Origin of the sequence: Streptomyces spirodelae (genome assembly GCF_017676385.1) — a bacterium.
Taxonomy (GTDB): Bacteria; Actinomycetota; Actinomycetes; order Streptomycetales; family Streptomycetaceae; genus Streptomyces; species Streptomyces spirodelae.
The window spans coordinates 37398-49892 of sequence record NZ_JAFFZN010000042.1; the positions used below are offsets into that span (position 1 = coordinate 37398).

At 73.1% G+C, this 12495-nt stretch carries 10 protein-coding genes; 4 read left to right on the forward strand and 6 right to left on the reverse strand.

The window, feature by feature from the left end:
• Positions 1–203: 203 nt before the first annotated feature.
• Positions 204–1562: a D-arabinono-1,4-lactone oxidase gene (locus JW592_RS30780; protein WP_209268557.1), complete on the forward strand. Its 1359-nt coding sequence runs from the start codon at positions 204–206 to the stop codon at positions 1560–1562.
• Positions 1563–1680: 118 nt separating this feature from the next.
• Here JW592_RS30780 and JW592_RS30785 read toward each other — a convergent pair whose 3' ends face one another.
• Positions 1681–2868 (reverse strand): hypothetical protein, encoded by a 1188-nt coding sequence (locus tag JW592_RS30785; RefSeq protein WP_229377128.1) that lies wholly within the window; start codon positions 2866–2868, stop codon positions 1681–1683.
• Positions 2869–3328: 460 nt separating this feature from the next.
• Here JW592_RS30785 and sepH point away from each other — a divergent pair, with 460 nt between their 5' ends.
• The gene (gene sepH / locus JW592_RS30790) at positions 3329–4447 is read left to right on the forward strand and encodes a septation protein SepH (RefSeq protein WP_209268558.1); all 1119 of its coding nucleotides are present in this window, start codon (positions 3329–3331) and stop codon (positions 4445–4447) included.
• Positions 4448–4576: 129 nt separating this feature from the next.
• On the opposite strand, the gene JW592_RS30795 is transcribed toward sepH, so the two are convergent.
• Positions 4577–5473 (reverse strand): sulfurtransferase, encoded by an 897-nt coding sequence (locus tag JW592_RS30795; protein ID WP_209268559.1) that lies wholly within the window; start codon positions 5471–5473, stop codon positions 4577–4579.
• A 225-nt stretch (positions 5474–5698) separates the two neighbouring features.
• On the opposite strand from JW592_RS30795, the gene JW592_RS30800 reads away from it, so the two are divergent.
• A complete protein-coding gene (locus JW592_RS30800) occupies positions 5699–6493 on the forward strand; it encodes a VOC family protein (RefSeq protein WP_209268560.1) in 795 nt (264 codons plus the stop codon).
• Here JW592_RS30800 and JW592_RS30805 read toward each other — a convergent pair.
• The 4 genes from JW592_RS30805 to JW592_RS30820 all read right to left on the reverse strand — a co-directional run bounded on the left by JW592_RS30805 (position 6459) and on the right by JW592_RS30820 (position 11997).
• Complete coding sequence (locus JW592_RS30805) at positions 6459–7175, reverse strand: thymidine kinase (protein ID WP_209268561.1); 717 nt, start codon at positions 7173–7175, stop codon at positions 6459–6461. The genes JW592_RS30800 and JW592_RS30805 overlap by 35 nt on opposite strands.
• 111 nt (positions 7176–7286) lie before the next feature.
• On the reverse strand, positions 7287–8516 hold the full coding sequence (locus JW592_RS30810) for an alkaline phosphatase family protein (protein ID WP_372446609.1): 1230 nt from the start codon (positions 8514–8516) through the stop codon (positions 7287–7289).
• Positions 8513–9115 (reverse strand): DUF5998 family protein, encoded by a 603-nt coding sequence (locus JW592_RS30815; RefSeq protein ID WP_099884820.1) that lies wholly within the window; start codon positions 9113–9115, stop codon positions 8513–8515. Before JW592_RS30815 ends, JW592_RS30810 begins: the two co-directional genes overlap by 4 nt.
• 83 nt (positions 9116–9198) lie before the next feature.
• Positions 9199–11997: a bifunctional acetate--CoA ligase family protein/GNAT family N-acetyltransferase gene (locus JW592_RS30820; protein ID WP_209268562.1), complete on the reverse strand. Its 2799-nt coding sequence runs from the start codon at positions 11995–11997 to the stop codon at positions 9199–9201.
• A gap of 182 nt (positions 11998–12179) precedes the next feature.
• On the opposite strand from JW592_RS30820, the gene JW592_RS30825 reads away from it, so the two are divergent.
• Positions 12180–12461 carry an HPr family phosphocarrier protein gene (locus JW592_RS30825; RefSeq protein WP_209268563.1) on the forward strand — a complete coding sequence of 94 codons (282 nt, stop codon included), beginning with the start codon at positions 12180–12182 and terminating at the stop codon, positions 12459–12461.
• Positions 12462–12495 lie beyond the last annotated feature (34 nt).

A 12495-nucleotide genomic window follows, 5' to 3' on the forward strand; every position in this document is an offset into this window, starting at 1 on the left:
GCCATCCGGTGCGCAGCGGAAGCCGTCGCCCTCGGCTCCTGGGCGCCGGTGTCCGACCGGGCGACCGGAGGAGACCCGTGAGTAAGATCCCTCTCCAACTGGTGGGGGCCCGTCGGAGCGGGGGCGTCGGCGGTTGTGGCGCGGCCCTCGGCCACCGCCGGCCGAACCCCGGCCGGTGCCGCGGCGAGAAGGGACGGTCACAGATGAGCGCGCGATCGGGCATACGGGCGGCGGGCGGCCGGGCGGCGGACGACCGGGCAACGACATGGCGGAACTGGGCGGGCAATGTGACGGCCGCGCCGCAGCGGACGGTCTCGCCCTCCACCACAGAGGCGCTTGCCGAGGTGGTGCGGCGCGCCGCCGCCGACGGACTGCGGGTCAAGGCCGCGGGCACCGGTCACTCGTTCACGGCCGCCGCCGTCACGGACGGGGTGCTGATACGTCCCGAACGGCTGAGGGGGATACGGGCCGTGGACCGGGCGGCGGGAGAGGTCACCGTCGCAGCGGGCACCCCGCTGAAGGACCTGAACGCCGCGCTGGCGGCGCGGGGTCTGTCGCTGACGAACATGGGCGACATCATGGAGCAGACGGTCTCCGGTGCCGTCAGCACCGGCACCCACGGAACCGGCCGGGACTCGGCCTCGACAGCGGCCCAGATCAAGGGCCTGGAGCTGGTGCTGGCCGACGGTTCGGTGGTGCGCTGCTCGCCGGAGGGGACGCCGCAGGAGCGGGAGCTGTTCGAAGCGGCCCGGGTGGGGCTCGGGGCGCTGGGTGTCGTCAGCGAGATCACCTTCGGGGTCGAGCCGGAGTTTCTGCTCACGGCCCGCGAGGAGCCGATGCCGTTCGACCGGGTCGTCGATGAGTTCGAGCAACTGGTCGCAGAGAACGAACACTTCGAGTTCTACTGGTTCCCGCACACCGATCGCTGCAACACCAAGCGCAACAACCGCAGCGCGGGCCCCGCGGCCCCGCTCCCCCGGGTGCGCGGCTGGGTGGACGACGAGCTGCTCTCCAACGGGGTCTTCCGGGCGGCCTGCGCCCTGGGCAAGGCGGTGCCCGCGACCGTTCCCGGTGTCGCCCGCGTCTCCAGCCGCGCCTTGTCAGCACGCAGCTACACCGACATCCCTTACAAGGTCTTCACCAGCCCGCGCAGGGTGCGCTTCGTGGAGATGGAGTACGCGATTCCGCGTGCCGCGCTGGTGGAGGCGCTGCGGGAGCTGAAGGCGCTGGTGGAGCGGTCGGACTTCCGGGTGAGCTTTCCCGTCGAGGTGCGTACGGCGCCGGCGGACGACATCCCGCTGTCGACGGCGAGCGGGCGCGAGACGGCGTACGTGGCGGTCCACCTGTACCGGGGCACGCCCCACCAGGGTTACTTCAGCGCGGTCGAACGGATCATGACGGCACACGCCGGCCGCCCCCACTGGGGAAAGCTGCACAGCAGGGACGCCGAGTACCTCGCGCGGGTGTATCCCAGGTTCGGGGAGTTCACGGCCCTGCGCGACCGCCTGGACCCGGACAGGGTCTTCGGCAACGACTATCTGCGGCGCGTGCTGGGCGACTGACCTCGTACGCCCGGGGCCGCCCCCGGGCGTACGAGGGCGGCCCCGGGCGTACGGAACGGGCCGCACCACCGTCTGTGCAGACGTGCGGCGCGGCCCGTGTGCGGCGCGCGGAAGCGGACTAGCCCTGCGAGGAGAGTCCGGGCTGCTGTCCCTGGGGGAGCTGGGAGCCGCTGCCTGTTCCGTCGCTCTGTCCGGAACCCGTTCCGTCGCCGTCCTGCCCGCTGTCCGAGCCGCTGGTGTCGCCGGAGCCGGGGTCGCTGCTCGAGCCGTCCCCCGAGCTCTCCGTCCCGTCCGACGGGGAGTGGGACGGGTCCGGCGTCGGGCTGGATGTGCCGTCGGTGTCCGTGGAGCCGGTCTTCCCGCTCTCGCCGCTGTCGCGGTCGCCCTGCTCTGGGGACTGCTGGGAGCTCTCCGGAGTGGGGCTCGGGCTCTCGCTGTTCCCCGCCCCGTCCTGATCCGTACCGGCCCCAGGAGCCTTGGGGGTGTCGCCGGTGGAGGAGCCGTGGTCCGGCCGGAACACATCGCTGAGGGAGGTGCCCTTCCCGCCGGAGACGCTGTGGCCGGATACCGCCTCGTACAGCGTGATGCCACCGATCGCGATCACGAACACCACGGCGGCGGGCAGCAGCGTACGCCGCCAGCCGCGCCACTTGGTGCCGTGCGTGGTGGCCTCGGTGAACTCCCCGTCACCGGGAACCTCCTCGCCGTCCACCGCGCCCGCACCGTCCGCCGGGCGCCTGACGGTGCCCAGCACCCGCGTGGCGTCGTCGTGGCGCGGTATCCGCGTGGCGTCCACGCTGCGCAGCACCTGGGTCGCGTCCGTGCTCTCCCCCGCCTGGGCCGTCTGCGCGCCGCGCAGCAGCCGGGTGGCGTCCGCGTCCTCGGCCGCCCCTCCCGCGGTGGGGAGCAGTTGGGTGGCCGCGGCTCCGGTGTCGTGCAGCGCCTCCGCGTTGTGGAGGGCCTGGCGGGTGTGGTGGCCTTCGTCCTCCTTCCAGCCCGCGGCGGGGTCCCGCACCGGGGCCTGCCGCGCCTTGGGCGGGACGGTGACTTCCTTGATCTGCTCGCCGGTCCTGCGGAAGAAGTGCTGGAAGACCGGGCCGCCGCTGGTGGCGACGAGACTCATCACGCCGGCGCCCAGGAAGGTGCCGTACACCCCCAGTTGCCCCGCCGCGAACGCGGCGATCACTGCGGCGACGGCGCTGCCCAGCACCTGGGCCACGCTCAGATCCAGCTTGCCGGCACTCTTGCTCTCTTCCTGTTGAGGGGTTTCCTTGGGGGACGCAGGTCGTTTGTCACTCTTGTCCATTTACCGCCCTTGATCGCACACTCCAAGAACTGTGCACGATTAGGGGACTTTCGAGCGAAGGGGAAGGTTCCATTTCGGGTGGTTCTGTGACGCTTCCCACCCCCGTATCCAGGCCAAATGGACTCTTGGGGCGTCAACTCCCTTACTCCGGAGCAACTTCGGTGGCGCGCCGGTCCACCCGGGTGGCCCTAATGGAGTAGTGTGACGAGCCCTGGTCTCGGTTCTGACCCGGCGCTGGCTGCACACAGTGACCACCTCGTTCACTGTGCGTTGTGAGGAGGTAACCGTGCCGTAGCGGCGGTTCTGGGCAGTTCCCAACGATTCGAACAACGATCTGGACACAGCCTCGGACCCCGAGGAAGTCGGCAAGGTTGTGGCAGGCTGCACCCGGGCAGGCCACACTCGTCTAGCGGGAGCAGCGACGCACGTGACGTCGGCAGGCACCACCCGGGAGGTCCCCATGCCCGAACTGCGTGTCGTGGCCGTCAGCAACGACGGCACACGACTGGTGCTCAAAGCTGCCGACAGCACGGAATACACGCTTCCGATCGACGAGCGGCTGCGCGCCGCCGTCCGGAACGACCGGGCGCGGCTGGGCCAGATCGAGATCGAGGTGGAGAGCCACCTGCGGCCTCGCGACATCCAGGCCCGGATACGAGCCGGTGCCTCCGCTGAGGAGGTCGCGTCCCTCGCGGGTATCCCCGTCGACCGCGTACGCCGCTTCGAGGGCCCCGTGCTCGCCGAGCGCGCGTTCATGGCCGAGCGCGCCCGCAAGACCCCCGTGCGCCGCCCCGGCGAGAACGTCGGGCCGCAGCTCGGCGAGGCCGTCGCCGAGCGGCTGCTGCTGCGCGGCGCCGACAAGGACTCCGTGCACTGGGACTCCTGGCGGCGCGACGACGGCACCTGGGAGGTGCTGCTCGCCTACCGCGTCGCGGCCCAGCCCCACTCGGCGACCTGGACCTACGACCCGCCGCGCCGACTGGTGCAGGCAGTGGACGACGAGGCCAGGGCGCTCATCGGGGAGACCGACGACACACCGGAGCCCAGCTTCCCGTTCGTGCCCCGGATCGCCCGGCTGCCCCGGGAGCGTACGGACCGCGGCGAGCGCTCCGGCAGCGGCCGCCACGAGCTGGAGCCCGCGTCCCTGGCGCCAGCGCCCGGCGACGAGGACGAGCAGCTGCCGCCCGGCGTCGAGGACGGCAGCGGCACCCCGGACTCGCTGACCAGCCTCCTGGAGGCGGTGCCCAGCTTCCGGGGCGACCTGGTGGTCCCCGAGCCGAGGCCCGCCGGTGCGGACGAGGACGGCGAGGCCGCCGCCTCCGCCGAGACGGTCGAGGGCACCGACAGCGAGGGCGAGGAGGAGCAGGAGCCGGAGGCCGTGGAGCCCCCGGCGCCCGCCGCGAGCGCCGGGTCCGCGTACGCGGATGTGCTGATGCCGCGCTCGGTGGGTGCCCACCGGGACCGCCTCAAGGGCAACACCGACCGGCAGGCGGAGGCCGACGGCGTCCGACCGGGCCGCCGGGCGGCCGTGCCGAGCTGGGACGAGATCGTCTTCGGTACCCGCCGCAAGAAGGAATGAAGCCGGGCGGCGGGGCTGAGGCCATCGCCCCGAGTTGCTGCGGACGTGTACGAGCGGACGTGTACGAGGGGGCGCTGCGCCTTTGGCGGTGCAGCGCCCCCTCATGCTCCCCTGGCGGGTTGGAACTTCTCAGCCCCGTTCGGGGCCCGTGGCCACCGGACGGCGGCTGTCCGCCACCCACTCGCTCCAGGAGCCGACGTAGAGGGCCGCTTCGATGCCGGCCAGGTGGAGCGCCAGGACCTCCTGCGCCGCTGAGACGCCGGAGCCGCAGTAGACCCCCACCTCCGTGCCGGAACCGGCGCCCAGGGCCTCGAACCGCTCGGCGAGGGCTGTCGCCGAGCGGAACGTACCGGCGTCGGTGAGGTTCTCCGTGGTGGGTGCGGAGACGGCCCCGGGGATGTGTCCGGCGACGGGGTCGATCGGCTCGACCTCCCCGCGGTAGCGCTCCGCGGCGCGCGCGTCCAGCAGCACGCCGCGCCGGGCCAGAGCCGCGGCCTCGTCCGCGTCCAGGGTGGGCATACGGCCCGGCGAGGGGGTGAAGTCGCCGGGATCCCCCAGCCTTCGGCCGGGAGGTGCCCCCAGCTCGGGCGTCTCGGTGCTGATCGGCAGCGCTTCCCCCGTCTCGGGGTCGCGGTAGCTCTGCCATGCCTCCAGGCCGCCGTCCAGGACCCGGACCTCCGGGTGGCCGGCCCAGCGCAGCAACCACCAGCAGCGGGCCGCCGCCCAGCCGCCGCCGAGGCCACCGGCGTCGTAGACGACCACGGGGCGGCCGGTGGTGACGCCCGCGCGGCGCATGGCGTCGCCGAAGACCTCCAGCGGGGGCAGCGGGTGGCGGCCGGTTCCCTGTTCCGGCCGGCCGGCCAGTTCACTCTCCAGGTCGACATAGACGGCTCCGGGCAGGTGGCCCTTCTGGTACGCAGGCAGGCCCGGGGGGTCACCGGGCTTGTAGCGGACGTCGAGCAGCACGGGTGCCGCCGAGCCCGCGAGGTCGCTCGCGAGTGCCGGTACGGAGATGATGGCTGTCATGGCGCCATCTTCGCGCAGTCGCCCGCTCGCCGGGCCGGGGGCCCGGCGACGGCACACGGATCGGGGATATTCGCCCGGAAGCGGCGAAAAGCGGCGCGGCCGGGGAGCGCGGCACGACAGGTGGTGACAGCATCTGCACTGGCGAGTAGTCACGGAGCACCGGCAAGGACGCCGGAGCACTTCCACCCGCACGACCGCATCGATGATGGTCAAGGAGCGAAGCAGATGACCGAGGCAGCGACTCGGCTACGGCACACGCCTGGCGCGCCCGCGTGGGCGAGCCTGATGGTGCACGGGCTGGAGGCCGGCACGGAGTTCTACCAGTCCCTGTTCGGCTGGGAGTTCCGGGCCGGGCCCCAGCAGTTGGGCCCTTATGTGCGGGCGGTCGCGGGTGGGCACGAGGTGGCGGGGCTGGGGAAGAAGGCGGACGGCAGACAGCTGCCGGTCGCGTGGCTGCCGTATCTGGCCACGGCGGACGCCGACGAGACGGCGTCAGCGGTCCGTTCCTACGGTGGCACGGTCGCGGTGGGCCCGCTGGACGCGGAGTCCGCCGGGCGGATGGCCATCGTCTCTGATCCGCACGGTGCCCCGTTCGGGCTGTGGCAGGACATGCACGTTCCGGGCCTGGGGACGGCGCCGCGGGGCACGTTGGGCGCTCCGGTCTGGTTCGAACTCGTCACCCGGGAGACGGGTTCGGTGGTCAAGTTCTACCAAGCGGTGTTCGGTTACGAGGTGGAGAGCATCGAGGCGCCGGGCTTCGACTATCTGACCCTGTGCACGGACGGTGCGCCGGTGGCCGGTATCCACGGTGTGGGTGACGCGTTGCCGCGCGACCGTGGGCCGCACTGGCGTACGTACTTCGCGGTGGAGGACCCGGACGGGATGGCGGACCGGGCCGAGGGGCTGGGCGGCCATGTGGTGCGCGGGCCCGACGACTCACCGTACGGACGCCTGGCGACGCTCGCCGACCCGGAGGGTGCGCACTTCAGTGTGATCCGGCCCGTCGCAGCGGATCGCTGAGCCCGCGCCCCGGCGGCACCTTCGGTGCGGAGGTGGGCTCGTCGACCGGCAGGACGTCCGGCGAGAGCGCTCCCGCGCCCGCCGAGGCCGCCGTGAGCCGCCTGCGGTGGTGGCGCCGGCACAGCACCTCGTAGCCGACCTCACCGCTGGGTTCGCCCACGTCGCCCACCACCACCTGGGCTCCCTCGACCACCATCCGGCCGCCGACCGTCCGCGCGTTGTGCGTGGCGCGCGCTCCGCACCAGCACAGCGCCTCCACCTGGAGCGTCTCCAGCCGGTCGGCCAGCTCCATCAGCCGCTGGGAGCCGGGGAAGAGGCGGGTGCGGAAGTCGGTGGCGATGCCGAACGCGTAGACGTCGATGCCCAGGTCGTCGACGACGCGGGCGAGCTGCTCGACCTGCTCGGGCGCCAGGAACTGCGCCTCGTCCACGATCACGTAGTCCGTGCGCCCTCCGGCGGTCAGATGGCGGACCAGGTGGTGCTGGAAATCGAGGTCCTCGGCCACTTCGACGGCCTCGGCGACCAGGCCGAGCCGGGAGGAGAGCCTGCCGGTGCCCGCGCGGTCGTTGCGGGTGAAGATCATGCCCTGGAGGCCGCGCGCCGAGCGGTTGTGCTCGATCTGGAGCGCGAGCGTGCTCTTTCCGCAGTCCATCGTCCCGGAGAAGAACACCAGCTCTGGCATGGGCGGTTCGGGCCTTTCTCGTGCGGTTCCTCGGGGGTGCCCCGCGGGCTCGGGCGGGCGCCCGCACTACGCGGGGCAGGCGTGCGCGGGGTGGGTCGGAGGGGTTGTCGGTCAGCTGCGGACCTCCAGCAGCGGGACCAGTTGCTCAGCGGCGGTCGCGGAGCCGTGCATACCGATCAGCTCGGACTCCTTGGGCTCCCGCCGGGTCGCGACCACCGCGACGTCGTCGTGCATCGCAGCGACCACATCGCCGATCCTGCCGCGTACCCTCGGCTCGACGCCGGGCCCGAACCAGCCCAGTTCGATGGCCTCTTCGCGAGTGGCCACCCACGCCTGCTCGGCCAGCACCTCGCGCCAGACGGTGTGCACATCACCGGCGGCACCGGCGACGGCGTAGACGTGCCGCATCCGGCCCTCGCCGCCCAGGTGGGCGACGCCGGCGCTCAGCTCCCAGTCCTCGTCGAAGTCGATCCTGGCCTCGGGGGTGCCGGGGATGTCGACCATGCCGTGGTCGGCAGTGATGTAGAGCGCTGAGCGTGGCGGCAGCTGCTCGGCCAGCCGCTGCGCGAGCCGGTCGACGTACATCAGCTGGCCGCGCCAGGCGTCCGAGTCCATGCCGTAGCGGTGGCCGTTGCCGTCCAGCTCCGCGTAGTACGTGTAGACCAGGGTGCGGCCCGAGACGGCGAGGCGCTCGGCGGCCAGGTCCATGCGGTCCTCGGCCGAGAGCCGGCCCAGGAAGGTCCCGCCGGACAGTGCGATCTTGGTGAGCGGGGTGTGCTCGAAGTGCGGGGCCGTCACCTGGCAGGCGGCCACTCCCGCGGCCTCTGCCTGCTGGAAGACGGTGGGGTACGGCTGCCACACATGCGGTTCGGTCCAGGGCTGCCAGCGGAGCTGGTTCATCAGCCGGCCGGTGGCCGGGTCCAGAGCGGTGTAGCCGGGCAGTCCGTGCGCGCCGGGGACGCGACCGGTGCCGACGGAGGCCAGCGAGGTGGCCGTGGTGGAGGGGAAGCCCGAGGTGATCGGCTCCCCGGTGCCGGCGGTGGAGCTGGGGAGCAGCGAGGTGAGGAACGGCGCTTCCCCGGGGTGCGCCTTGAGGGCTTCCCAGCCCATGCCGTCCACCAGGAAGACACAGACGCGGTCGGCGGCCTCCAGCGGCAGTCCGGCCGTCATACCGGGGACACCCAGCCCGGCGGCGAGGGAGGGCAGCAGATCAGCCAGCGAGCCGGAGCCGTAGCGCGGGACGGGCGCGGTCCGGGGGTCGAGCGGGGTGCCCGGCACAGCGCTGCCGTGCGGGGTGTGCGGGGCCGTGGGGAGCGGGTGCGGGGTGTGCTCGAAGGTCACTGCGGGGGTCCGACCCGGGTGGCGCCGGCGGTGGCCTCGGAGAGCGCCTGCGCGAAGGCGAGGGTCTGGCGGACGGTGTCCGGGCCGTCGCCAGCCTCGCTGACCCGCAGCGAGAGGTCGTCCGCCGTGGCGGAGCCCGTATAGCCGTGGTCGGCCTCGCAGTTGGGGTCGCCGCAGGTGGCGGGCTCCATGTCGAGGCGGGAGACGGCGCCCCAGCCGATGGTGAGGACGACCTCGCGGGGCAGGGTGCCGGGGGTGTAGGACTCGGGGTTGGCCACCACCCGGGAGAGCACGACGGAGGAGATCCGCTCCAGCTTCACGGACTCGGTCGAGGTAGTGGCGTAAGGGGAGGGCGAGGTGCCGTCGGCCGCTTGCTCGTCGGTGTGGCTGACGAGGAAGCGGGTGCGGGTGAGCACCAGGACCGTGACGTGGCGGCGGACCTCGTTGGAGTCGAACGTCGTCTCCTGATGCACGAGGTACGAGGCCACGGGCTCCCCACCCACCGCCGCCTCGACAGCCTCGGCTACGAGGGCCGGGTAGTAGCCGCTGCGCTCGATCGCCTCACGCAGCCCCTGCGTCGTCGTACCGGTCTTCGCCATGACAGCCATCCTAAGGGCCGTACGGCGACGCAGCCCCGGCCCGCTCCCCCCTGTACGCCACCGCGTACGCCGCCGCCGCGCCCTCAGTACGCCGGGAGCCTACGGGCGCCCAGGTCGGGACGGGTTCCGGGGTCGGCGACACGGACAGCCGCGTCCAGTACCGTCACTCCTCGGGGCGCCACCACCACCGGGTCGAGCTCGACGGCGACCACCTGCGGGTGATCGTCCATCAGCAGCGAGACCCGCAGCAGCACCTCCTCCAGCGCGGCGGTGTCCGAGGGCTCGGCCCCGCGCCAGCCGAACAGCAGCGGCGCCGAACGGATGGCGCGGACCAGCCCGGCGGCCTCCTTGTCGGTGACGGGCACCAGACGGTGCGCGGTGTCGCCCAGCAGTTCGGAGGGTGCCCCCGCCAGCCCGAAGGAGAGGACCGCGCCGATGGCCGGGTCGAGGGTCCCCCGTACCACGGTGCCCACCCCGCGCGGCGCCATGGACTGCACCACCGGGCGCAGTTCCTCGGGAGCGCCGAGCGCCTCGGTCAGCTCCCCGTAGGCGCGGCGCAACCCCGCCTCCCCCGCGATGTCCAGCCGCACCCCGCCCAGATCGGCGCGGTGCCGCAGGTGGGGGGCCGTCGTCTTGAGCGCAACGGGGAACCCCAGGGTGCGGGCCGCCGCCACGGCCGCGTCGGCGTCGGGCGCCGCGAGTGTGGGCTGGACGGCGATGCCGTAGCAGCGCAGCAGGCGTGCCGTCTCCTCGTCGGTGAGGGCACGGCCGCGGCCCGGGGCCAGGGGCGTGCAGCGGGCCAGCAGGTCAGCGGCCGCCGACTCGTCGACGTCCAGGTCGGGCACCTTGCCGGGGTCACCGGCTTCCGCTCGCCACCGGGAGTAGCGCACGGCCTCCGACAGGGCGCGAGAGGCCCGCTCGGGCGTCGGATAGGAGGGCAGGCCGCGCCTGGACAGCGCCTTCTGCAGCCCCTCCATCGCCAGGTGCACCACCGCGACCGGCTTGCGCGGGGCGCCCTCGGTGGCGGCGACGGCCTCGACGGCTTCCCGCAGCGCGTCGGCGAGGGCCTCGACATGGCCGTCGGGCAGGCTCTGGGGCGTGGCCACGTCGGTCGTCGTGCCGGGCGCGCCGCTCAGGTCCGTCGCGTCGCTCGCGTCGGTCGTGCCCGGCAGCTGTGTGGGGACGGTGGGGATGACGGTGACCAGCACGGCGTCGGTGGCCGCGTCGATGAGCGCCTCGCGCAGTGCCCGGCCGAAGTCGTCAGGAGCGGCCGAGGTGGGCAGCGCCACGACGGGGCGCGGGCGCAGCCCGTCGGTGAGGCAGGCGTCGAACGTCAGCAGGCTCATCGCGTCGGTGTTGCCGAGGATGCCGACGTGCGGGCCAGCGGGCGGCGGCTGCTCGGCGAGGAGGACGCCGGTGTCCAGCAACTCGGTGAAGGTGTCGACCATCAGGACGCCCGCCTGGCGCAGCAGCGCGTAGACGGTGGCGTCGGGGGTGCGGGACGCCGGGGCCGCGTGGCCCGGCGGGGGTGCGCTGCCGCGCTGCCGGGCTCCCTTGACGACGACGACCGGCTTGCGTGCCGCGGTGCGCCGGGCGAGCCGGGTGAACTTGCGGGGGTTGCCGATGGACTCCAAGTACATGAGTACGACGTCGGTCGCCGCGTCCTCGTCCCAGTGCTGGAGCAGATCGTTGCCGGAGACGTCGGCGCGGTTGCCCGCCGAGACGAAGGAGGAGGGCCCGACGCCGCGCCGGTCGAGCCCGTCGAGCAGGGCGATGCCGATGGCACCGGACTGGGTGAAGACGCCGATCCTGCCGCGCGCCGGCATCCGCAGCGAGGGGGTCGCGTTGAGCCGTACGTCGTCCGCCGTGTTGATCAGTCCAAGGGCCCCGGGGCCGATCAGCCGCATCCCGTAGGAGCGGGCGAGCCGTACCAGCTCGCGCTGCTCGTCCCGGCCGACTCCTTCGGAGAGGACGGCCAGCCCCTGCACGGCCGCCTCACCGCAGTCGCCGACGACGGTGTGCAGCTGGTCGGCGGGGACGGCGAGCACGGCCAGGTCGACGTGCTCGGGGATCTCCCTCACCGAACGGTGGCCCGGCACCCCGGCCGGCATGGCCGACGTCGCCCCGAGGTCCAGCGCGTGGTTGACCGCGTACAGCCGTCCGGGGAAGCCGCCGGTGAGCAGGCTCCCCAGGACCGCACGCCCCGCACCGCCGGGGGTACGGCTGACCCCCACGACGGCGACGGAACCGGGAGCCAGCAGCCGGGCGACGGACCGCGCCTCGGCACGCTGCTCACGGGCCCGCATGACGGCCAGCGAACGCTCGGTGGGCTCCAGGTCCAGGGTGAGGTGGACCGAACCGTCCTCGAAGCTGCGCTTCTGGGAGTACCCGGCGTCCGTGAACACCTTGATCATCTTTGTGTTGGCGGGCAGCACCTCGGCCGCGAAGCGGCGGATGCCGCGCTCCCTGGCGACCGCACCGATGTGCTCCAGGAGCGCGGAGGCCACTCCCCTGCCCTGCTGGTCGTCGCGGACCAGGAAGGCCACCTCGGCCTCGTCGGCGGGCTCACCGGCCGGGCGGCCGAACTCGTCGATACGGTCGTAGCGGACCGTCGCGATGAACTCGCCGCCGATGGTCGCCGCGAGGCCGACACGGTCGACGTAGTCGTGGTGGGTGAAGCGGCGCACATCGCGGTCGGACAGCCTGGGATAGGGCGCGAAGAACCGGTAGTACTTCGACTCGTCGGACACCTGCTCGTAGAAGCTGACCAGCCGCTCCGCGTCGTCGGGAGTGATCGGCCGGACCCGGGCCGTACCGCCGTCACGCAGCACGATGTCGGCTTCCCAGTGGGCCGGGTAGGCGCGCTCCTCGGGGCTCGGCATGGGGCCCAGCGTACGGCTCGGGGAGGGCGCCTGCTCAGGGATGCGCCAGTGCGTCGTATCGTCGCGGGAAGAACGCCGCAGCTTCCGCACCCGCGTCCGCGACCGCGTCCGCCGGTTCCTGGAGCACCTCGGCGACCGTGCAAGACTGGTCTAGACAACCATAACGATCGAAGGGCAACACCATGGTTGAGCGCCGCGTCACCGTCGGCTGGGCCGAGGGGCTGCACGCCCGCCCCGCCTCCATCTTCGTCCGTGCCGCCTCGGCTGCCGGGGTCCCGGTCACCGTCCGGAAGGGCGAGGGCAACCCCGTCAACGCGGCCTCCATGCTCGGTGTGCTCGGCCTGGGCGCGGAGGGAGGCGAGGAGATCGTCCTCGCCTCCGAGGCTGAGGGGGCCGAGGAGGCCCTCGACCGGCTCGCGAAGCTGGTCTCCGAGGGCCTGGAAGAGCTGCCCGAGACGGTCTGAGCATGTGACCGGACGCTCGGGCTGAGGCCGTCGC